Annotated in this window: 24 protein-coding genes; 17 read left to right on the top strand and 7 right to left on the bottom strand. The window is 33.1% G+C overall.

Translation table 11 applies throughout. The features are described from left to right. Positions 1 to 32 precede the first annotated feature (32 nt). Entirely contained in the window at positions 33 to 311 is a 279-nt protein-coding gene (locus AC0IXC_RS14760) for a DUF3986 family protein (RefSeq protein ID WP_002030895.1), read from the top strand. A 63-nt stretch (positions 312 to 374) separates the two neighbouring features. Here the strand turns inward: AC0IXC_RS14760 and AC0IXC_RS14755 are convergent, their stop codons facing one another. Further along, on the bottom strand, positions 375 to 1,538 hold the full coding sequence (locus AC0IXC_RS14755; RefSeq protein WP_002030896.1) for a cation:proton antiporter: 1,164 nt from the start codon (positions 1,536 to 1,538) through the stop codon (positions 375 to 377). A 268-nt stretch (positions 1,539 to 1,806) separates the two neighbouring features. Here AC0IXC_RS14755 and AC0IXC_RS14750 point away from each other — a divergent pair, with 268 nt between their 5' ends. Both AC0IXC_RS14750 and AC0IXC_RS14745 read left to right on the top strand, forming a co-directional pair. Then, positions 1,807 to 2,637 carry a MerR family transcriptional regulator gene (locus tag AC0IXC_RS14750; protein ID WP_002086530.1) on the top strand — a complete coding sequence of 277 codons (831 nt, stop codon included), beginning with the start codon at positions 1,807 to 1,809 and terminating at the stop codon, positions 2,635 to 2,637. An 89-nt stretch (positions 2,638 to 2,726) separates the two neighbouring features. Continuing rightward, positions 2,727 to 4,082, top strand: coding sequence for an MATE family efflux transporter (locus AC0IXC_RS14745; RefSeq protein ID WP_033716432.1), 1,356 nt, complete (start codon positions 2,727 to 2,729; stop codon positions 4,080 to 4,082). Between the two features lie 38 nt (positions 4,083 to 4,120). Here AC0IXC_RS14745 and AC0IXC_RS14740 read toward each other — a convergent pair whose 3' ends face one another. Then, a complete protein-coding gene (locus AC0IXC_RS14740; RefSeq protein WP_471653007.1) occupies positions 4,121 to 4,786 on the bottom strand; it encodes a DUF421 domain-containing protein in 666 nt (221 codons plus the stop codon). A gap of 202 nt (positions 4,787 to 4,988) precedes the next feature. Between AC0IXC_RS14740 and AC0IXC_RS14735 the strand changes: the two genes are divergently transcribed. The 5 genes from AC0IXC_RS14735 to AC0IXC_RS14715 all read left to right on the top strand — a co-directional run bounded on the left by AC0IXC_RS14735 (position 4,989) and on the right by AC0IXC_RS14715 (position 8,222). Continuing rightward, positions 4,989 to 5,525 (top strand): YdcF family protein, encoded by a 537-nt coding sequence (locus tag AC0IXC_RS14735; protein ID WP_471653066.1) that lies wholly within the window; start codon positions 4,989 to 4,991, stop codon positions 5,523 to 5,525. Between the two features lie 146 nt (positions 5,526 to 5,671). Continuing rightward, entirely contained in the window at positions 5,672 to 5,989 is a 318-nt protein-coding gene (locus tag AC0IXC_RS14730) for a magnetosome magnetite crystal formation protein family (protein WP_002189054.1), read from the top strand. Between the two features lie 165 nt (positions 5,990 to 6,154). Continuing rightward, positions 6,155 to 6,889, top strand: a complete 735-nt coding sequence (nfsA, locus tag AC0IXC_RS14725) for an oxygen-insensitive NADPH nitroreductase (protein WP_113735616.1) — start codon at positions 6,155 to 6,157, stop codon at positions 6,887 to 6,889. Between the two features lie 174 nt (positions 6,890 to 7,063). Continuing rightward, complete coding sequence (locus AC0IXC_RS14720; RefSeq protein WP_141535250.1) at positions 7,064 to 7,609, top strand: sigma-70 family RNA polymerase sigma factor; 546 nt, start codon at positions 7,064 to 7,066, stop codon at positions 7,607 to 7,609. 1 nt (position 7,610) lies between these two features. Beyond that, the gene (locus AC0IXC_RS14715) at positions 7,611 to 8,222 is read left to right on the top strand and encodes a PH domain-containing protein (RefSeq protein WP_471653006.1); all 612 of its coding nucleotides are present in this window, start codon (positions 7,611 to 7,613) and stop codon (positions 8,220 to 8,222) included. A 201-nt stretch (positions 8,223 to 8,423) separates the two neighbouring features. Here AC0IXC_RS14715 and AC0IXC_RS14710 read toward each other — a convergent pair whose 3' ends face one another. From AC0IXC_RS14710 to AC0IXC_RS14695, 4 genes are all read right to left on the bottom strand, one after another. After that, entirely contained in the window at positions 8,424 to 9,149 is a 726-nt protein-coding gene (locus AC0IXC_RS14710) for a sulfite exporter TauE/SafE family protein (RefSeq protein WP_215591068.1), read from the bottom strand. 247 nt (positions 9,150 to 9,396) lie between these two features. Then, entirely contained in the window at positions 9,397 to 10,623 is a 1,227-nt protein-coding gene (locus AC0IXC_RS14705; protein WP_471653005.1) for an MFS transporter, read from the bottom strand. Between the two features lie 5 nt (positions 10,624 to 10,628). Beyond that, entirely contained in the window at positions 10,629 to 11,096 is a 468-nt protein-coding gene (locus tag AC0IXC_RS14700) for a VOC family protein (RefSeq protein WP_471653004.1), read from the bottom strand. 192 nt (positions 11,097 to 11,288) lie between these two features. Then, positions 11,289 to 11,405, bottom strand: a complete 117-nt coding sequence (locus AC0IXC_RS14695) for a YjcZ family sporulation protein (RefSeq protein ID WP_000007805.1) — start codon at positions 11,403 to 11,405, stop codon at positions 11,289 to 11,291. 304 nt (positions 11,406 to 11,709) lie between these two features. Between AC0IXC_RS14695 and AC0IXC_RS14690 the strand changes: the two genes are divergently transcribed. Then, positions 11,710 to 11,928 carry an aspartyl-phosphate phosphatase Spo0E family protein gene (locus AC0IXC_RS14690; RefSeq protein ID WP_002086516.1) on the top strand — a complete coding sequence of 73 codons (219 nt, stop codon included), beginning with the start codon at positions 11,710 to 11,712 and terminating at the stop codon, positions 11,926 to 11,928. A gap of 54 nt (positions 11,929 to 11,982) precedes the next feature. Further along, a complete protein-coding gene (gene hfq / locus AC0IXC_RS14685) occupies positions 11,983 to 12,171 on the top strand; it encodes an RNA chaperone Hfq (protein ID WP_002186245.1) in 189 nt (62 codons plus the stop codon). 38 nt (positions 12,172 to 12,209) lie between these two features. Here hfq and AC0IXC_RS14680 read toward each other — a convergent pair whose 3' ends face one another. Further along, a complete protein-coding gene (locus tag AC0IXC_RS14680; RefSeq protein WP_471653003.1) occupies positions 12,210 to 12,812 on the bottom strand; it encodes an HD domain-containing protein in 603 nt (200 codons plus the stop codon). Between the two features lie 172 nt (positions 12,813 to 12,984). On the opposite strand from AC0IXC_RS14680, the gene AC0IXC_RS14675 reads away from it, so the two are divergent. From AC0IXC_RS14675 to AC0IXC_RS14645, 7 genes are all read left to right on the top strand, one after another. Next, entirely contained in the window at positions 12,985 to 13,818 is an 834-nt protein-coding gene (locus AC0IXC_RS14675) for a flagellar motor protein MotP (protein WP_471653002.1), read from the top strand. A 22-nt stretch (positions 13,819 to 13,840) separates the two neighbouring features. Beyond that, positions 13,841 to 14,518: an OmpA family protein gene (locus tag AC0IXC_RS14670; protein ID WP_215591072.1), complete on the top strand. Its 678-nt coding sequence runs from the start codon at positions 13,841 to 13,843 to the stop codon at positions 14,516 to 14,518. 150 nt (positions 14,519 to 14,668) lie between these two features. Beyond that, entirely contained in the window at positions 14,669 to 15,037 is a 369-nt protein-coding gene (locus tag AC0IXC_RS14665; protein ID WP_000940577.1) for a response regulator, read from the top strand. A gap of 129 nt (positions 15,038 to 15,166) precedes the next feature. Beyond that, a complete protein-coding gene (locus tag AC0IXC_RS14660; RefSeq protein WP_215591073.1) occupies positions 15,167 to 17,137 on the top strand; it encodes a chemotaxis protein CheA in 1,971 nt (656 codons plus the stop codon). 208 nt (positions 17,138 to 17,345) lie between these two features. Continuing rightward, complete coding sequence (locus tag AC0IXC_RS14655; RefSeq protein ID WP_215591074.1) at positions 17,346 to 18,992, top strand: flagellar motor switch protein; 1,647 nt, start codon at positions 17,346 to 17,348, stop codon at positions 18,990 to 18,992. 29 nt (positions 18,993 to 19,021) lie between these two features. Then, positions 19,022 to 20,386, top strand: coding sequence for a transglycosylase (locus tag AC0IXC_RS14650; RefSeq protein ID WP_215591075.1), 1,365 nt, complete (start codon positions 19,022 to 19,024; stop codon positions 20,384 to 20,386). A 27-nt stretch (positions 20,387 to 20,413) separates the two neighbouring features. Beyond that, positions 20,414 to 21,130, top strand: coding sequence for a hypothetical protein (locus tag AC0IXC_RS14645; protein WP_471653001.1), 717 nt, complete (start codon positions 20,414 to 20,416; stop codon positions 21,128 to 21,130). Position 21,131 lies beyond the last annotated feature (1 nt).

Raw genomic sequence — 21,131 nt, 5'->3', positions numbered from 1 at the left:
AATAGGATAGCTTTTTAAAGGAAGGGATATTAATGGAGAAATATGACCCTAGTAAACATTATCACATCGGATATTATGAAGATGGATACGATTTAGAAGTGACAGCGTATAAAAGAATAAATGAACCAATTTGGGATGCCTATATTCCACACTATGAGGTAGATGATTTTTACAAAAAAGTGGAGGAAATGAAGCTAGGTGAATATATAGATGATTATGGCATTAAGGTGTATTCATTTAGTAATGATATCGATGATGAAGAAGCACGAACTATGTTTGAAAACTGGTTAAAAATGAATGGAATTGTTTAAAGATAAAATGAAAAAGGAGATTGCTATCTTATAAGATAGCAATCTCCTTTTATTATAGTAAACTTATTTACTTGCTTTCATTGCTTTATCTTTTGCACCAAAAGTGTATTTTAACATTGGTGGTGTAATCATTGTAGTTAAAATAACGACAATAACGATAGCTGTAAAGTAATCTTGTGCTAATAGGCCAGAAGAAAGTCCTGTTCCTGCGATGATAAGTGCAACTTCACCACGAGAAACCATACCAGCACCGATAATTGCAGAAGACTTTGCATCAAATCCAGTCATTCGTGCACCGAATCCACAACCAATTAGTTTTGTGAATACAGCGATAACTGTTAATGCTAAGATGAACCAAATTTGATCGCCAATACCGTCAAATGTAATATTCATACCGATACTAACAAAGAATACTGGAACGAACATAGCGTAAGCAATTGGTTCTACTTTCTTTTCTACTTCATGTTTGTAGTTCGTTTGAGAAATAGCGATACCAGCTGCGAAAGCACCGATAATACCAGCAATTCCTAATAGTTCGCCGAAGTATGCGAATGAGAAACAGATGATAAGCGCAGCACTAACGATAGACTCAGATACGCGAAGCGGTGATAACCAACGCATGATTGCTGGAACACCTTTCCAACCAATTAAAATGATAGAAGCAAAGAATACTACTTTCTTCAAGATAATCATTGTTAAGTTAACGTCATCTGTGCCTAAGAAGCTCATTGCAAATGCTAATAAAATAACAACAAGAATGTCATCAAATACAGCGGCTCCAAGCATCGTCGTACTTTCACGTGTTTTCATTTTACCTAAATCACGAAGTGTTTGAACGGAAATACTAACACTTGTTGCACATAGAAGTAATCCTAAAAAGACAGCATTCCCTTGTTCCATACCGACAACAAGACCGGCAACGTAACCACCTACGAATGGAAGAACGATACCTCCAAGTGCAACAGCTAAAGAAGAATTACGATTTGCGTTTAATTCTTCTAAGTCTGTTTCAAGTCCTGCCATAAACATTAAAAGAATAACTCCGACATTACTTAATTGTGTTAGAAGCTCTGAATTTTCAATCCATCCGAATATAGCTGGACCGATAACGATACCAACAATTAATTTACCGAGTACAGAAGGTTGACCTAATCTAACACTAAGGTCACCAGCGAGCTTTGTACTTAATAAAATAAGTGCAATCTGAAAGAAAAATTCGAATTCCATTTGATCCTCTCCTCATCATTTTTTATTTTTATCATACGATTTCTCGGAATTTGCCTAATGATAATATGTAAAGATCCATTAAACAAAGGGTCTGATTACGAGTTCTTTTGAACTTGTAATTTGAACCTGTAATTAATATATAATAAAATTTATTAAAAATCAATGAAAAAATAGCAGATTTTCATGAGAGGATTCGTTTTAGAAACGGGGGATATAGATATATAATAGGAAGTAATAAAGTTTACATATAATGAATGGAGAAAGAAAAATGTTATTAAATCAACGTTTTACAATTGGAGAAATGGCGAAAATGCATAATATAGCGGAATCTACATTACGTTATTATGATGAAAAAGGGATTTTTCATCCGTCAATTGTTGACCCTCAAACCAATTATCGTTATTACACAATTGATCAGTTTTCACTATTAGATACGATTAAATTTTTACGCCAATTGAACATCCCGTTAAAGGAAATAAAGAAATATATTGATGAACGAAATCCATCTTATGCACTGAATTTACTTGAAAAACAACAAGAAATGATGCTGAAAAAACAAAGAGAAATCGAGTATGCTTTGGCAAAAATGGAACATAAAATCCATTTAATGAAGAAAGCGACGAAATCTGAAGCAAATCAAATTATTTATAAAAAGATACCGAAACGAAAAATTACAGCAATTGCAGTTGCACCAAATACAACGGATGATATGTTTGAATATTATATCCATTCGTTGCAAAAAAATATGAAGCAAATTGATAATAGTTTATTTTCAGGTGATATCGGTGTAACAGTTTCAAAAAAAGCATTAATGCAAAATGAGTTTCAAGCATATAACAGTGTGTTTATTTTATTGGATTACATGCCTTTTGAAGCGCATACTTCAGATGAAATAAAAGAAGGGATATTTGCCTGTTCTTATCACCATGGACCATATGAAGAAACAGACGCAACGTATACGGAATTATTAAAGCACATTGATAACGAAGGATATGAAGTGTGCGGAGATGCACTGGAACTTGCATTAATTGATTGGTCCGTAACAGAAAATCCGAAGGAGCAAGTAACGGAAATTCAAATACCTGTTGTTAAAAAATAGGCTTATATATTTTTCGATTCTCTATTGACCTTCAAGTAACTTGAAGGTTTAAACTGTGAACAGAGCATTGAAAAAGGAGCATTTATATGATGGAAACAACAGAAAAATTAAGAGAAAAACCAATTAAAAGTTTATTTATTACGTATTTAATACCAGCTGTTCTTGGGATGGTATTAATGTCGGTTAATATTGTGATTGATGCAGTCATGATTAGTAGAGGAGTTGGAGCGAACGGTTTAGCCGGAGTAAACGTAGCTATTCCAGCATTTTCAATTTTCTTCTCTATTTCATTATGGATTGGAATGGGCGGAGCAACGCTATATTCCATTGCACTAGGTGAAAATAAACTGGAAAGAGCAAGGTCTATCTTTACTCAATCTATGACAGTAGCAGTTGTTATCGTTGGCGTTTTAGCGGCTATTTGCTTATGGAGAATAGAAGATTTAGCATATTTATTTGGTGCGAATGAAGTGATTTTACCATACGCATTAGACTATTTACAGGTGTTATTAACATTTGGAATGATATACGTTTTAGAAAATATTTTAAGTACATTTATACGAAATGACGGAAATCCTAATTTAGCAATGGCAGGTCTTGTTGTAACGGCTGTATTAAATATAGTGTTCGACTATATTTTTATTTTCATCTTTGGATGGGGTGTAACTGGTGCTGCTTCAGCTACTATTCTTTCAGCGGCAATTGGTTTCCTTGTATTATTAACTCACTTCTTTAGAAAAAGTAGTATTTTAAAATGGACGAAATTCCATTTTGAATGGGATACGGTTAAACAAATTATGGTGATCGGTTTCCCAAGCTTTACAGCAGAAAGTACAGTTGCAATCGTAACGATCGGTTTTAACATTGCATTCGTTCAATATGCAGGAGAACTAGGTGTAGCTTCTTATGCGATGGTGAATAGTATTCATGCAATGACATTACTATTATTCTTCGGTGTTGGTGCAGCATTACAACCAATTGCTAGTTTCCATTACGGTGCAAACTTATCAGAAAGATTGCGTGAAGGATTACAGTTTGCTGTGAAAATTGCGCTTGTACTCGGAGGCATTGCGATTGTTGTCGGTTTATTCTTCGGGAAATATATTATAGGTTTATTTAATGTTCAATCGCCAGAACTATTGGAGTTAACGTTAACAGGTATTAGTTTATTCTTTATTCAATATGTATTTTTAGGCTATAACATTGTGTATGGAGAGTATTTCCAATCAGTGCGACAAACGAAAAAATCAGTACTTATAATAATGAGCCGAGGTTTACTATTTGTTATCCCATTGTTATGGATTATGCCAAAAGTATTTGGTATAAACGGAATTTGGCTCGTTATGCCAGTAGCGGAAGTATTGACAGCAATTATCGTATTTACGATGAATCGTATGAAACATCCTGTTCCGTTAAACATGGCGAGAGAGAAAAAAGCAATATAGTGAAGAAAATCCCCTTGAACAAGTAAGGGGATTTTTTTTCATTCTTTTAAACTAATCGCAAAAGATCCATCTGTCTCCTGCACAGAAGCAAAAGCCACATTTTTAATATTTGTAACGCCTTTCTCCATTAACTCTGCATATAACCACTTTTCATTTTTATGGATTAATTTTAAGTTATCGTATTGAATTTGTGAATCAACGATAAGAGCAATTGGTAAGCCTGCATACTTAACATTTATATTCATATCTTTTGGAGTCAGAGGCACAAGTTCTCTTTTTGGTAAAATACTAATAGCTCCATTCGCTTCTAGTATCGCATACTCAATTTCATGAACACTTGGATATCCTGCGACGCGAAGGTTAGAAAGCAATTCAGGGATCGGATATCTACTTTTTTGTAAGTTCTCAAAAATAATATCACCATGTTTAATTAAAATAATGGGGTGTCCGAGAATAAAACGATTTAGTTTGTTGAGTAGGCTTAATTTTGTAAGAAGCAAATGCAAACATGTAATAACGACCATACCGAGAAATGCTTGTAAAGCACCAGCGACTGGTATGGCTTGAAAAGCTAAATAAGATAAAAAGATAATAGCCCCAAAATCATGAGGAGTTAGTTGTGCTAATGCAGATTTACCAAGTAGCTTAAGTGATAGTAAAAATAAGATAAAAAAGAATGATACGTTACATAAAAAGAGAAGCAATAGGGACACTCCTTCGTGCGAAGTTGTACTTACTATTCCCGAAATTAATAGAAATATTACCTTTTGGAGGATAAATTAGGCTTAATTGGAATTTGTCTGTATACAAACGAATAAATGGATATTATGATGAAGGAAGTAAAGGGAATAGGGGTATATGGATATGAGAAAGAAGAAAATAATCAAGTATATTTTAGTTGTTATAATGATTTGCACCGTATATGCGGGGTTTTTACAATATAACATTTATAAGCATGGGCATATGAATGCAATTGATGATGCGGATTATATAATTGTACTAGGATCGAAAGTAAATGGAACAAAACCTTCGTATTCATTGCAATATCGTATTGATAAAGCAGCTGAGTATTTAAAATTACATGATAAAACAATTGCTATTGTATCTGGAGGCCAAGGAAAAGGTGAAGATATTACAGAAGCATTAGCGATGAAACAAGGATTAATGAAACAAAATATTGCAGAAGACCGCATTATAATGGAAGATAAGTCGACGAGCACAGATGAAAATATTAAATTCTCAAAACCGTTAATTCAAGCCAATATGAAAAAAGGTATGATCGTAACAAACGATTTCCATATGTTTAGAGCGAAAAAAATAGCTGCAAAACAAGGTTTGCAATTAGAAGGGCTTCCGGCCAAAACACCGAAGCCAATTGTCATTCCATCGAATGTACGAGAATATTTAGCGATTACGCAATATTGGTTTATGAATCGAATATAGTTAAAGTAATCCCGCCCAAAATTTGAGGCGGGATTTATTTCGAGGAAAATCTTACAAAAATGTCATGTTCATGAAAGGTAAAGCGATAGTTTCTGGAAAGGTTTCCTGACATAATGAAGGTAACAAAAACTTTAGAGGTGATTCGGTTGAAAGGAAATAATATTTTATCTTCGCTTTGTTACTTTAGTATCTTTTTTGCACCATTTTTACTACCAATTATCGTGTACTTCGTTGCGGAAGATGAAGTGAAATATCATGCGAAAAAAGCATTTTGGTCACATGTTTTCCCATATGCAATTTTATTTGGAGGGTTAGCTTTATCAGGAGTATACGGTTTAAGTTTCAATCAGTCTGATAGCGTTGGAATTGGGATGGTTATAACGTATGCAGTGTTTATTCTTGTAGGGATTTACTACTTCATTTGGAATATTGTTAAAGGTATTAAAGTATTGAAAGCAGCTTAACGTTGTCGTTATGTGTGTAAAGTCGATATAATTTCATTTACCATATTAATATGTATTTAAAAAAGAGCAACTCACAAAGGAGTGCTCTTTTTTTGCTTATAAGTTGTGAATAATGAAAAAGGTATGTTAATTTTTTATTATGAAGAGAAAAAAGGAGTGGTTTTTATGAATGAGATGATACATAAAATGGAGCAACACGTTTCAGTTCGTAAATATAAAGAAGAACCAATTTCAAAAGAGATAGTAGAAAGAATGGTGCAAGCTGCGCAGCATGCAGCTTCCTCACATTTTGTACAGGCGTATTCTCTTATATATGTAACAGATCAGGAACTAAAGGCTAAACTAGCTGAATTATCCGGGAATCGTCATGTGAAAGACTGCGCAGCATTCTTTGTATGCTGTGCGGATTTAAAACGTCTAGAAACTGCATGTGAGAAACATGGAACAGAAATTAAACATGAGGGAGTAGAGGACTTTATTGTAGCAACAGTAGATGCTTCATTATTTGCACAAAACTTAGCACTTGCAGCTGAATCATTAGGATACGGCATTTGTTATATTGGCGGAATTCGTAATAACCCGAAAGAAGTGAGTGAATTGCTTCATTTACCGGATAAAGTATATCCGGTATTCGGAATGACAGTGGGCGTACCAAATGAAGATCATGGAGTTAAGCCACGTTTACCGGTAGCGGCCATTCTTCATGAAAATGGATACGATGAAAAGAAATATGATGAATTATTAAACGAATATGATGAAACGATGAGTGCGTATTACAAAGAAAGATCGTCAAATCAAAAAAACGTAACATGGACGGAATCAATGAGTTCATTTATGTCCAAAGAGAAAAGAATGCATATGAAAGAGTTTTTAAATGAAAAAGGATTAAATAAGAAATAAGTAAAAAGGCAAACCTGGAATGCGGGTTTGTCTTTTTTGGAGGAGAAATGTATTTTTTTTACTATCATATACATAGAAATAAAAATTAATAAATTTTTACAAAAGTGATAGGAAATGAGAATAAAATGCCAATAGTAAGTAAAAGCAGCTGCTAAAGGGGAACTGAGGAAGGTGATGTTTATGATTTTCGATTCTGAAGAGGATTTAATTATAGCTATGAAAAAACGCGATCAAGATGCTTTGAAAGAAGTGATTGATCAATATGGAAAATTAATTTTGTACATTATTCATAAATCATTAAGTACCCCTATTGAAAAACAATATGTGGATGATTGTTATAATGATGTATTTACTATCATTTGGTTTAATATCGAACAATTTGATATAGAAAAGGGAAACTTAAAATCTTGGATGATTGGTATTACTAAATTAAAGGCATTGGAATATAAAAAGAAAGTATATAAAGAGAATAAAATCGATAAAGATGTAGAAGTAGATACAGGTATCCATGATAGGTATGAAATAGAACAAGAAGAAGAGATTATGGAACTCGTACAAGATTTAAATACAAAGGATCGGTATATCTTTTTAAAGAGGTATATTGATGGGTATTCCATTGACGATATTGCAAAAGAATTAAAAGTAACGGCTGACTATATATACAATCGAATTTCTCGTGGAAAGAAGAAACTTCAAAAACTGTGGAAAGGGAGTGTGTAATATGGATAAAAGATTATTATCGATGTTAAATGAGCTCCAATATTCAGAAGAAGAAATTACAGGTTTAGAGAAAGAAGCGAATGATTCTATAAATATAGATAAGTATTATGTAAGAAATGGAGAACTATTAAAAAAATTAACTGTACGAATGTTAGAAGAATCAATTCGCAACGAATTACAAGCTGATGAAGAAATCGAGAAGGAACTGTTAGTAGATGAAGGATATATGACAAATAATAAAGTAATACCAAATATATATTACGTAGGAGCTACTTTTTATTATTATATCGTTTTAACAAATAAAAGAGTAATCATGAAAGGATTAGATTGCTATTTTAAAAAAACAAATGAACATAGCATGCCAATAGAGGATATACAATCCATTTCGCAACATAAAAAAATGAAAAATGTCTTTGAGATTAAATATAATAACACTCATATACAATTTGGAAGTATTGCGTATGCACGTGAAGTTGCAATGATAGTTATGGAGTTAAAAAAATGCGGAGTAAAAGTAGAAAAGTATACAGATTTTGAAAAAGGGTTTTTCTTATTTTTTAATATATTCGTGATAGTAAGTGCAGGTCTTTGCTTTATAAAATATTTAATGTAAAAAGCGGCATAATAGCCGCTTTTTATCGTTTTATTTAGTATTCGATTTAAAATATTTGTCTTATGAAAGAACGATTATTGCTAATTGTAAACTGCCAATAAAGTTATTTAAGTTTTGATATAGAATGCCCCATCGCACTTGAAAATGCAGCAATAATTTCGTTTGAACCTATCTATTATTGTGCACTATCTAAAGCACCCTCTATAACAAGTTCAAACTTTCAATAAGAAGATAAACCCCCGTACAACTTAAAAGGATGTACGTAAATATTTTAAAAATCCGTTGATTAAGCCATTTGAAAATAATTTGACCTATATACAAACCTAGAAATACGATTGGAATAGCATAAAAACTTGATTCCCAAATTGTTTTGTTTGTGCCAGTAAAGAGTATTTGAGTTAGTAGACTAATGAAATATATAAATAGATAAAAAGCTAAAGTAGTTGCTCTCAACTTCTCTTTTTTCGTATCAGTTCCTGTAAAGTAAAGTAACAGGGGTGGTCCTGGCATACCGATACTTGTCGTTAAAAGGCCTGATAATCCACCAACTATAAAATCTCTAAATGGTGTTGATTTGACCTTAAAGTTGCATATTAGCATCAATGTTAATAGTAAGAGCAGGATGCTAATTGCTAATTTAAAAGCGTTTATATTAATGGAAATGAAGAGTAAAATACCAAAAGGTACACCAACTATACTTCCAATAGTTAACCTTTTCAGTAGAATAAAGTGAATGTCCATTCTTATTTTCCAAATGAGTGATATTGAAATAACTAATGATAAAATAATATTAATTTGTATAGCTTCTTGTGGTAGAAATAGCATGAGTAAGAAAGGTGTTGCCATAATAGAAAAGCCAAAACCTGTACTTGTTTGTAAAATAGAAGCTACTAATATAATACATATGAAAATGAATATAATCTCCAAAATAGCCCTCCTATTTAATCAAATACAATAAATATTTTAATACCATGAAAATCGAATTTAGCTATTTTGAGCCTATAGCATAAGTGCAATGTTTCACAATCTTACTTTTATTTTAACATAAATACTTAGTTTCTTCTCAAATAGCATTCACGTATAGGGCCCATTAACGAATATGGTTGACATTTTCAAATAATTGTATTGTTACGCAGCGCTAATAAATGAGATCAAATAAAATTTAGTGAAGAATCTATTGATTATTAATAGATTCTTCACTAAGTTCCCCGCGATAAAATAAGAAAAGCCATATAAAACTAACAAAAATACAGCATATAGCTAACAAGCTACCAATCACTTGAGGAGAAAGGATTTCTAAAAACCATCCTGTAATAAACATAGATAACTGAATAAGCGATCCGTAGATGGAATAATGAAATGAAAAAACTTTACCAATCATGTTTTCTTGCGTATACGTTTGTAGTAATGTCGTATCAAGTGGAACGATGATTCCTCCTGCTATACGCATACAGAGTAATGTAATGATACCGATAATAAGTTGATCGGATAGAATGAATCCGAGAAAGAAAATTCCTTGTAGTAAATAGGCCCAACCAAATGCTCTTTTCATTTTGTCTTCATTTTTAGACATATAAAGATTAACGAGGAGACTGCCAATCATAAGTCCAGCCCCTTGAACCGCATATAAAATACCAATGTTAGTGTGGAAGATTCTTTCGGCATAGATTGTTAGAAGTAACTGATAGGCACCTCCAATAATGCCCCATGAAATGCCGACAAGAATTAATGTTAAAATAATTTTGCTTTGTAATATGTATGTATAACCATCTTTTATATCAGTGAAAAACGCTTTTTTCTTGCTAAAAGTGTCACGAGAAGGGATCTTTATTTTATAAATAATATAGGCTGAAATAAAGTATGATAGGCTATTAATAAAAAAGGCAATCTCGATACTTAAAGATTGTGCAATGAGCCCACCTAAAGAAGCTCCAATAATAGACATAAAACCATTGATTGTACTAGAAAGAGAGTTAGCGGTTACGAAATGCTTTTGATGTACGATATTTTTTAGAGTTGATTGCTTAGCAGGCTCGAATAAGCAAGAGAGTACTGATAAGCATATATTAGAAACGAAAATAATTTCAATTTTGTAGAATGCTAATAAATAAGTGAGGACGATAATTCCTCGTAAACTATCGGTAAAAATCATAATTTTCTTTTTTGAAAAACGGTCTACAATTCCGCCTATGAATGGGCTCAGAAGAAGTTGAGGTAACCCTTTGCTCATAAAGGTGAGTGCTAACATAAATGAAGATTCTGTTATGCTATAGACGAGTGTTAATAAAGCGACAGTATGAAACCAATCCCCAAGTACACTTAATGTTTGACCATAAAATAGTTTTTTAAAGTTTTTATTTGTTCTAAGAAGTGTGGAATAAGAAACTGATTGCACCGACATAAAAATTAATCCATATCTATTGGCGATGTTTGTACATGCTTTTTCCATTCACTTAAATACATTTTCTCTGCTTTAGGTAGTCCAACAGGTAATTGTGCAATGAATTCTAAACTATTTCCATCAGGATCGTTAAAATATATGGAGGCGTGTGCTAATTCTGGAAAAACGATTGGCTCAATTGGCTCCATTCCAAAGTCTTTTCGCGCTGGAATTCCTTTCTGTTTGAGCCAGTGTATTGCGTTTTCTAAATCGTGTAAGCTTACTTGGAAAGCGATATGTCGTAAGGATGGATGATAATTGACTTTGTATTCTTTTCCTTCCCAAAGACCAATCCAACTTTCATTTTCTACAATCCAAAAGAAGGCGATATCGTTGTCTCTTTTATATAATTTTAACCCCAGTGATTCATAAAAAGGTATCGAAATTTCTAAATTACAGACAGGTAAATGTGCTTCATAAAGACCTTTAATCATTATAATCCTCCGTAGTAAAAATGTTTCTTATTCCATAGTAAACGATTTCTTGTTAGTTGAAATCACAAAAAAGATGGACATAAATTCATACGAAAGTATGAAAAAACAGCTCAAATATGAGCTGTTTTCGTATAGTTTTTAGTTAACATATTTCATTCATTTAGAGTTTAGCGAAAGGGATACGTATTATATTTAAAACCCTCCGCCGCCACCCCAACAGCTACATCCGATAATGATTAGAAGGATGAATAGCACGATGAGTAAAGCAAATCCACCGCCGAAACCAGCGCAACTACCACCAAAGCTCATGTTTTTTCCTCCTTTTTAGGAAATTAATCTATATAACTAATGGATTACTTTATAAGATATGTTTTTATTTAGAAAAGGAGCAAGTCTTACTTCTAATTAGACAAGAGCCTGTGATCGGATTTAAATGTGATATTTACTTCGTTTCATAGCGCTTTTTTAAAAATGGTAAAACAATATGGAAGTGTATACTAGGTGAATGTATTGCAAATGAAAGGGGTATGTAACTTACAATTACATTAAAATTTCTTTTCATAAATATAAAATTTGTAAAAAAAGCCATTTTTTTATTTTTTTATGAGTGGAAATGTACTATAATTTTACAAGTAATATTATGGGAAAAGGGAGTTTTAGTATAGAGATGGAGATGGGACAATTACACAATAAAATAGAACACAAAAAGAAAGAGTTAATTCAACTTGTTGCTAGGCATGGATTAGATCATAATAAAGTTTTGTTATTTAGTCGAGATTTAGATATACTAATTAATAAGTTTATGAATATAAAAGACAAAGTATATAAGTGATTAATCTTTATTTTTTTATATTAGGATTATTTATTTGTAAAGGGGAAAACAGTTATGGAACACTTACAAGAAGAGTTGTATAAACAAATAAAAGAAGAAAAAGATGCAGTTACTATATTTTTAAAGAGTGGAGTAAGAATAGTAGGGGAAGTAGTTGGAGTAGATAGATTTACAGTATTAATATTAGTAGATGGAAAACAACAACTTATTTATAAGCAGGCAATATCAACAATTATGAAATAAGACACTCATTTTGAGTGTCTTATTTCATAATTAAATGGTTATTGTTTACATGATTCAACGTCAATGCCGGCAGCGAGTAATTTTTTTTCTCCGTCTTGTTCAATGATTTTTTGTAATTTAGATAAGAAAGAGTCAAAATCTGTATGTTTACCAACTTGGAAAGTCATTTTATGCTCAATTGGTAACCAAGTATCAATATTAGCTTCGTTATGCTGAATTTTCACTTCAAGTTTATCAAGTGCGTTAGCAACTTTTGCTTCATACGTTTCTTTCGCTTCGAACTCCATCCATAAATCGTATAATTCCACGCCGAGAGGACCTTCTAGTGTACGTTTAATATTTAAAATGGCCTCTAGCTCATTTTTCTGTTTTTGTAATTGTAATTCACGGCTATTCATCGTATCAAAGGCAGGAATATCACCAGCTTCTGCTTCGACAAGGTCATGAATAATAACCATTTTAAGTAATTTTTCTATATTTACTTTTTGATCCAAATAAGGCTCAACTAAGATAGCCATTAGGGACATACGCCACGTATGTTCAGCAACACTTTCTTGACGTCCGTTAGAAAGCCAACTATGTCGCATTTCATATTTTAGTTTTTCTGCTAATGCAATGACTTGTAAAATGTTATGTTCCATCGTGATCCTCCTCATATTTCCATACTATAATTCTAATATAGAAATGAAATGTGTCAATTTAATGAGTATATTGCGATAAATAGATGATACGCGTATAATGATTGTTATATGTGAAAACGCATTATTAAAATAAAAAAATGTTTTACGAAAACGAAAAAGGAAGGGCAGGAATATGGGAGACGAAAATCAAGGATTAGCTAGACCGCAAAGGAAAAAAAGGAAGCTTGATATTTCTAGCCCCTTTGGCATTGTAGTAGGTTTCGTTATTTTAATTGCAGCGATCATGCTTGGCGGTGGTGGAATAAAAGCTTTTAAAAATTTCTTAGATGTTTCATCTATTTTGATCGTTATAGGGGGAACAACAGCGACAATTATTGTGGCATATAGATTTGGAGAAATAAAAAAATATACGAAAAGTATTTTTGCTGTTTTACATAGAAGAGAGGAAAATCTAGAACAGTTAACGGATTTGTTCGTTGATTTTTCAAAGAAGTCTAAAAAACATGGTTTACTCTCGTTAGAAGTTGATGGAGAGCAAGTAGACAATCCTTTTATTCAAAAGGGGATTCGTTTAATGTTAAGTGGATATGATGAAGCAGAATTAAAAGAAGTATTAATGAGAGATGTTGAAACAGAAGTATATGAGTTAAGAAAAGGAGCAACATTATTAGATAAGATTGGTGATTTCGCTCCAGCGTGGGGTATGATAGGAACTTTAATTGGTCTTATTATTATGCTTCAAAACTTGCAAGATACATCGCAAATTGGTACAGGAATGGCAGTTGCTATGTTGACGACATTGTATGGATCTGTTATTGCAAACATGATTGCAATACCGTTATCTGAAAAAGTGTATCGTGGCATTGAAGATTTGTATACAGAGAAGAAGTTTGTAATAGAAGCAATCACAGAGCTTTACCGAGGACAAATTCCTTCTAAGTTAAAGTTAAAACTTGATACATACGTATATGAAACGAAGATAAAAAAAGAAAAACGAGCAGCCTAATATTTCAAGGAGTGGTATGGTGATGATAAAACGACCGCAAAAAGGATCGCCTCGTTGGATGACGACTTTTACTGATTTAACGATGTTGTTATTGACTTTTTTTGTACTATTAGTTGCTACATCAAAACAAGATACAGTAAAATTATCGAAGATGCTTGAAAAGTTTAGTGATGCAGAACAAGTGGATGCGAAAGTAATGGAAGGTACAATACCAGATATTTCACATGAAAAAAATGATGAAAAAGCAGTTTCAAAAAAACGAATGGATGAATTGTATAAAAAGTTAAAAGCATATGTAGATAATAATGGTGTTAGTCAAGTGAATGTATATCGAGAAGATACAGGTGTTAGCATCGTTATAGTAGATAACTTAATATTCGATACAGGCGATGCGAATGTTAAGCCGGAAGCAAAAGAAGTAATTAGTCAATTAGTAGGGTTCTTTCAATCGGTACCAAACCCAATTGTTGTAGAAGGACATACAGATAGTAGACCGATTCATAATGAAAGATTTCCTTCCAACTGGGAATTATCTTCAGCACGAGCAGCTAATATGATTCACCACTTAATTGAAGTGTATAATGTAGATGATAAACGATTAGCAGCGGTAGGATATGCGGACACAAAACCAGTAGCATCAAATGATTCACCGCAAAATTGGGAGAAAAACCGGCGCGTTGTAATATATATTAAAGAATAATATATTTCCATTTTATTAATAAAATAATAAAAATACAGAAATTCTTTTAAAAAAATATTAAATTTTCTCGTTTTATTTTGTATAATGAGTGAGAATGATAAGGTGAAATATTAAGATATATTTATACATAGAGGGAGAGAACCAAAAAGAATGGCACATAAAATTTTAGTTGTAGACGATGCAATGTTTATGCGAACAATGATTAAAAACTTATTAAAAAGTAATTCAGAATTTGAAGTTATCGGTGAAGCAGAGAATGGGGTAGAAGCGATTCAAAAGTATAAAGAACTTCAACCTGATATTGTAACACTAGATATTACTATGCCAGAAATGGACGGACTTGAAGCATTAAAAGAAATTATGAAAATTGATTCGAGTGCAAAGGTTGTTATTTGTTCTGCAATGGGACAACAAGGTATGGTATTAGATGCAATTAAAGGCGGGGCAAAAGACTTTATTGTAAAGCCATTCCAAGCCGATCGTGTTATCGAAGCTTTAACAAAAGTAGCAAATAGCTAATATAGAAGGGGTGCCACAAAGAATCAAATCAATGATAGCGGATAGACGTGTGGCCCCCTTTTTTCTCGTTATAAAACACTAAATTGTTATACATAAATGAAATGTTTGTTAGACAGGTAGGGGATTAAAATGCAAACAGATCTATTAAATATATTTTTTGAAGAAGCAGAAGAACATTTACAGTCGCTAAATGAAAATGTGCTAAATTTAGAACAGAATCCTGCCGATATGGGTGTTGTAGGGGAAATATTCCGCTCAGCTCATACATTTAAAGGTATGTCTGCGAGTATGGAATTTGCGGAAATGGCAGATTTAACTCATAAGATGGAAAATGTTTTAGACGAAATCCGTCACGGAAATATGATGGTGAATGCTAATATTATTGATGTTATTTTTGAGTGCATTGATAATTTAGAAAAGATGGTTACAGATGTGCAGCAGGGTGGAATGGGTAATATTGATGTTGTATCTACAAAGCATAAATTAGAAGCATTATTAAATGGGAATGTAGAAGCTTCTATGGAACAAGTAGAGCAAAGTAGTATAAACAATGATGATACAGTTTCACATGAAGTATATATAACCGTCGAACAACAAGCCATTTTAAAAGCAGTACGTGCCATTATGTGTATTGAAGCATTACAAAATGTAGGGGATATACAAAAAACGGTTCCAAGCATTGAAGAAATCGAAGCGGATGCTTTTGGATTTGAGTTTACAGTATATATGGATACTGATCGTAGTGTTGAAGAATTGAAACAGGTGGTGCTTCACGTTTCTGAAATTGAGAAAGTAGAAGTGAAGCAAGGAAATATAGCTGAAGAAGGAATCGTACAATCTATTGCAGCAACGCAGCTGGATCCACCTCTAGAGGCACGAACTCCAACAGCTAGTACTACACCGGCTAAAAGTACTACAAAAACGAAAAATGCTAAAGTAGAGAATCGCTCTATTCGTGTTCAGTTAGAAAAAATCGAAAGATTAATGAATATGTTTGAAGAAAGTGTAATTGAGCGTGGACGAATTGATGAATTAGCAGAAACGATTCAAAATAAAGAGTTAATCGAGCATTTAAATCGATTAGGGGATATTTCAAAAGATATCCAAAATGTATTATTAAATATGCGTATGGTACCGATTGAAACGGTCTTCAATCGTTTTCCGCGTATGGTACGTATGTTAGCGAAAGATTTAGGTAAAAAAATCGATTTACAAATTAAAGGTGAAGATACTGAAGTTGATAAAATTGTTATTGACGAAATTGGTGATCCACTCGTTCATTTAATTCGTAATGCAATTGATCATGGTATTGAAACTGTCGAAAACCGACGTGATGCCGGGAAAAATGAGACAGGTACTATTAAATTAGAGGCGTTTCATAGTGGAAATCATGTCGTAATTCAAATTACTGATGATGGAAATGGTATTCATAAAGGAAAAGTATTAGAAAAAGCGATAAAAAATGGTGTTGTAACGGAATCAGAGGCAAATAAATTAACGGATCGTGAAGTGTTTGATCTTATCTTCCAACCGGGATTTAGTACAGCGGAAGTTGTATCTGACCTTTCTGGACGTGGGGTTGGATTAGATGTTGTTAAACATACGATTCATAGTTTAGGTGGGCATTTAATTATTGATTCTGAAGAAGGAAAAGGAAGTACATTCAGAATTGAACTTCCTTTAACATTGTCTATTATTCAATCAATGCTTGTTCAAACAAATGATAAGCGTTATGCCTTGCCTCTTGGCAATATTGCTGAAGCCATTCGAATTAAGAAAGAAGACATACAATCGTTACAAGGGAAAGACGTTTTAAACTATCGCAATCAAATTATTGAAGTGAAACATTTAAGTACTGTATTTGGTGAAAAAACAGTAGATGAGGCGTTCGCATCATATGATAGTCAAATGGTTCCTGTGTTAATTGTTCGTAATACACATCGTAGCTATGGACTTATCGTAAACACAATTATCGGTCAAAGAGAAATAGTTTTAAAGTCATTAGGTGATTTCTTTGCAGAGAGCTCTAACTATTTCTCTGGTGCGACAATTCTCGGTGATGGACGAGTGGTCCTCATTTTAAACCCAGAAGGTTTATAATAGGAATGAAGGAAGCTCCCCACTTGTATACAATTGGGGAGCTTTTTGGGTAGAACTAATAATATAAGTATATGAAAACCGTCGTTTACACATATTGTGGAAATAAATACATGTTCACAATTCAGATGATAAGTTTGGTAAAATATAACGAGTGTAATAGAGAGTTTAAATCATTTGATAGAAAAACAAAAATGAGGAGGCAGGAAAAATGCCTGAGCAACACACAAAAGGGGATACTGGCACAATTGTGCTAGAAAAAGAAAATGAACATTTAACGCCTCAAGAATGCGATATTCTTGGTGAGATTGCTAATATATCATTTGGTTCAGCTTCGACTGTATTATCAACAATTTTAAATAGGCAAGTAAGTATTACTGCTCCTCAAGTAGAATTGGTAGATTTATATGATACAAGTGATGTTGAAATTCCACATGTTGTATTAAATATCCATTTCACAAAAGGATTAGATATGGAAAATCTTCTTGTTCTTCAACAAGATGTTGCTTTATCTATTGCTGATTTAATGATGATGGGAACAGGTGAAGTTGAAGAGGGAAAAGAGCTTGGTGAATTAGAGCTAAGTGCAGTACAAGAAGCTATGAATCAAATGATGGGATTCGCAGCAACATCTATGTCAGAATTCTTCCAAGATACGGTAGACATGTCTCCGCCAACAATTAAAGTTGTGCAACTTACAGAAGAGATGGAGAAGATTTCTGGTATTAATGGGAATAATATGGTTGTTAAAGTATCGTTTGAATTAAAAATAGATAATCTTGTGAATTCTCAGCTTGTACAGGTTGTTTCAGTTGAACATGCGAAGCGAATGATAAATAAATTGTTACAATTATCTGGTGGTGTGGAAGAAGAAATAGATGAGCCGGCGGAAGTGCAGGAAACTGAGATTGTAGAAGAGCATGTAGAAAAAGAGCAATTAACACAAGAAGAGAAAGATGTGCTTGGTGAAATTGCGAATATTTCAATCGGTTCGGCTTCAACAGTACTATCGACGCTTTTAAATCAGCCTGTCACTATTAGTACACCAAATGTAGAGGCGATTAATGTTCGTCATTATGAAGGAGTACCGGTTCCGTTTGTTATTTTAAATGTCGATTTTGTTGAAGGACTAAAAAATGAGAATGTATTCGTATTTACGAAAGATGTTGCTTTAACAATGGTAGATTTAATGATGATGGGAACGGGTGAAATTGATCCGGAGAAAGAGCTAAGTGAATTAGAGTTAAGTGGCATTAAAGAAATTATGAACCAAATGATGGGGCATGCTGCAACAGCGATGTCAGAAATGTTTAAAGAAAAAATGGATATGACACCACCAGACGTTAAATTTGTTTCTTTAAAAGAAGAAATGGAGTATTTGGGAGAGTCGATGGCAGTTGACGAACTCGTTCAAATTACTTTTAATCTTGAAATTGGTGATCTCCTTCAATCAAAGATGTATCAAATACTACCGATATCAGAAGCGAAAGAAATGGTTAGAAGACTTCTATATCCAATGGTGGAAGAGCAAGAAGAAATAGTTGAGGAAGTTGTTGAAGAGGAAGAAATTCCTGCACCAGTCGTACAGCCAATTGAATATAAAGAAGTCAAGCAAGTTGAGCCAGTATATATGGATACATCTATTCTACAAAATGTAGAAATGAATGTTAAATTTGTATTTGGAAGTACAGTGAGAACAATTCAAGATATTTTAAGTCTACAAGAAAATGAAGCGGTCGTACTTGATGAAGATATTGATGAACCGATTCAAATTTATGTGAACGATGTATTAGTGGCGTATGGAGAACTTGTAAATGTAGATGGGTTTTTCGGAGTAAAAGTGACGAAATCGCTATAAGGCGTCAAAATAGGAGTTTGAACAAATAGATGAAAAAAGTAAAGTTTTTTCTAGTTAGTTGGCTATTCTTACATATATGCATATTTTCACCATCACAAGGGCAGGCAGAAGAAAAAAGTGTACAAGATCAAAATATAAGCGAAATGAATGACCAAGAGGGAAAAAATAAAGAAGTTCAGGAACAGCCGGAACAAGTGGAAATGCCCTCGGTTGAAGATGAAAAAAAAGTAGTAGAAAATGAGCAAGGGAAAGAACAAAAAGAAGAAAGAACGATAGAAACAGACCGAGGGGTTATTACAGTTAATAAGCAGGAGCTAAAGGTTGGCGAAGAAGTGTGGATTGCTGTAGAACCAAATGAAAAAAACATTCAAAGTGTAAAAGGTATATTACAATTACAAAAAAATGGTGAGCAGTACAGACAAGAGAGAATAATATCTTTTGAGTATGAAGAAGAAACGAAGCGATGGATCGCTAATTATAAGGCCGGAATATATGATTTACAAGGTGATTGGAACCTTAGGCTCGTTGAAAGCTATAAAGAAGATGAGAAGGAAGAAGTAATAGAGAACGAATTAAATGTCCCGCTCATTCGTATAAACAATGAAGCACCAACTATAGATAAAGAATTGCCAAAGTTAGAGAAAGTTAGTATTGATGAGGCAAAAGGGAACTTAATTGAACGGAAAAAGGGAGAATCCGTTCATATACGAGTACAGACGGTAGATATAGAATCGGTTGTTAAAGAAGTGCGCGTTATATTAAAAGGAAAAGAAGACGGTAACGATATTACTTTTTTATTAGACTATAATAAACGCGACATGGATTGGCAGAAAATATTTGAAATAACAGAAGCTTTACCTGTTGGGCCGCATCAACTTATTGTGGAAGTAACAGATGGGGCAGGTAACAAACTTGTGACAGAGAGTGAATATATCGTTTCTATCATCGAACAAAAAGTGAAAGATGATGAAAAGATAGAAGAGCAAGAGAATCAAAATGAAGTAGAAGATAAGAAAGAAATTGAGAAGCAGGAAGATCCGAAAATAGAGATGCCACTTCCAGAAGAAAAACTTCCAGTTGTTCAAATTCCAAAGCAAGAAGAAAAAGTGAACTCTTATATAAAAGAGCCGTTGAAAGAAAAAGAGGAAATCAACTACGTTATAAAAGAGTCGTTAACAGACAACAAGGAAGTAAATAATGTGAAGGTTCATAAAGAGAAAAAAAGCGGAAATGACAATCAAGTCGTTTCTAAAAAGAAAGAGAAAATAGAAGAACAACAAGAAAAGAAAGAGGAAAAAAGTGAGCAGGGAGTACAGGCTTCTAATGTGTTTGCTGTTATGTCAGGATTATTTGTACTGTTTTTAGTTTTAAAGAGTAATAAAGAATGGGGCTAATAATTTGATAGTAGTGGAGGCGCTTAAATGGAAATTAAACGTACGACAATTCAAAATAAGACGCTACAACCATTAAAACAGCCTGCAGCTATTTCAGAACATGAAATTCAGAAAGAACGAAAGCGGAGTAACCTTGTGTTTACTGGGCAGCCCAAAATCATTTCGAAAAACAATGAAATAGGGATTTTGCTTGCAAGTTTAGGTGATGGAAAGATTGTAAAAGAAATGCTTTCTAAGGAAATGGATACGGTGTTGCAGTTGTTTTCAAAGTTACATATGTTGTCCGAGGAAGGAAAGCAATCGGAAAAAATATATGAACAAATTGTTAGAAGTTTACAAGGGATTATTAAGCAAGCGTATATAAAAGATATTCCGTTACTCGATGGGACGTATGATTTCGCTGAAGTACAGCTTTCATTCGGGCGAAAAGTACATGTTCCTTTACTTGACGTAAGTGCTCTCATTTCTAGAGTGGAAAGTGATTCTTCAGAAGGAAATATAAATTTAATGATAACGGTTATTACAGCTTACATGACGAAATTGTCTAATGAAACAATCTTAATTAGCGGTACAGATCGTATTTCTAAAGAACGTGATGTGAGCGTGTGGAGAGCACTTGCAGAAATGAATATGACGCAATTATCTCATGCGTTGAAACATACGATTCAAGAGCATAAATGGTCTGTTACGGCTCTATTTCTCTTCATGTGGGTTATAGGTATCATATTGATTCGTATTATATAAT

It is taken from the genome of Bacillus sp. AC266, from assembly GCF_979253805.1.
This window is presented reverse-complemented; position numbering and strand designations above follow the sequence as displayed.

Coding starts and splice junctions, on each gene's coding strand:
- AC0IXC_RS14660 (WP_215591073.1), top strand. CDS start 15,167: ATGCAAACAGATCTATTAAATATATTTTTTGAAGAAGCAGAAGAACAT.
- AC0IXC_RS14760 (WP_002030895.1), top strand. CDS start 33: ATGGAGAAATATGACCCTAGTAAACATTATCACATCGGATATTATGAA.
- AC0IXC_RS14645 (WP_471653001.1), top strand. CDS start 20,414: ATGGAAATTAAACGTACGACAATTCAAAATAAGACGCTACAACCATTA.
- AC0IXC_RS14755 (WP_002030896.1), bottom strand. CDS start 1,538: ATGGAATTCGAATTTTTCTTTCAGATTGCACTTATTTTATTAAGTACA.
- hfq (WP_002186245.1), top strand. CDS start 11,983: ATGGAACACTTACAAGAAGAGTTGTATAAACAAATAAAAGAAGAAAAA.
- AC0IXC_RS14700 (WP_471653004.1), bottom strand. CDS start 11,096: ATGATTAAAGGTCTTTATGAAGCACATTTACCTGTCTGTAATTTAGAA.
- AC0IXC_RS14665 (WP_000940577.1), top strand. CDS start 14,669: ATGGCACATAAAATTTTAGTTGTAGACGATGCAATGTTTATGCGAACA.
- nfsA (WP_113735616.1), top strand. CDS start 6,155: ATGAATGAGATGATACATAAAATGGAGCAACACGTTTCAGTTCGTAAA.
- AC0IXC_RS14750 (WP_002086530.1), top strand. CDS start 1,807: ATGTTATTAAATCAACGTTTTACAATTGGAGAAATGGCGAAAATGCAT.
- AC0IXC_RS14650 (WP_215591075.1), top strand. CDS start 19,022: ATGAAAAAAGTAAAGTTTTTTCTAGTTAGTTGGCTATTCTTACATATA.
- AC0IXC_RS14680 (WP_471653003.1), bottom strand. CDS start 12,812: ATGGAACATAACATTTTACAAGTCATTGCATTAGCAGAAAAACTAAAA.
- AC0IXC_RS14735 (WP_471653066.1), top strand. CDS start 4,989: ATGATTTGCACCGTATATGCGGGGTTTTTACAATATAACATTTATAAG.
- AC0IXC_RS14695 (WP_000007805.1), bottom strand. CDS start 11,405: ATGAGCTTTGGTGGTAGTTGCGCTGGTTTCGGCGGTGGATTTGCTTTA.
- AC0IXC_RS14675 (WP_471653002.1), top strand. CDS start 12,985: ATGGGAGACGAAAATCAAGGATTAGCTAGACCGCAAAGGAAAAAAAGG.
- AC0IXC_RS14745 (WP_033716432.1), top strand. CDS start 2,727: ATGGAAACAACAGAAAAATTAAGAGAAAAACCAATTAAAAGTTTATTT.
- AC0IXC_RS14705 (WP_471653005.1), bottom strand. CDS start 10,623: ATGTCGGTGCAATCAGTTTCTTATTCCACACTTCTTAGAACAAATAAA.
- AC0IXC_RS14720 (WP_141535250.1), top strand. CDS start 7,064: ATGTTTATGATTTTCGATTCTGAAGAGGATTTAATTATAGCTATGAAA.
- AC0IXC_RS14690 (WP_002086516.1), top strand. CDS start 11,710: ATGTACTATAATTTTACAAGTAATATTATGGGAAAAGGGAGTTTTAGT.
- AC0IXC_RS14655 (WP_215591074.1), top strand. CDS start 17,346: ATGCCTGAGCAACACACAAAAGGGGATACTGGCACAATTGTGCTAGAA.
- AC0IXC_RS14670 (WP_215591072.1), top strand. CDS start 13,841: ATGATAAAACGACCGCAAAAAGGATCGCCTCGTTGGATGACGACTTTT.
- AC0IXC_RS14715 (WP_471653006.1), top strand. CDS start 7,611: ATGGATAAAAGATTATTATCGATGTTAAATGAGCTCCAATATTCAGAA.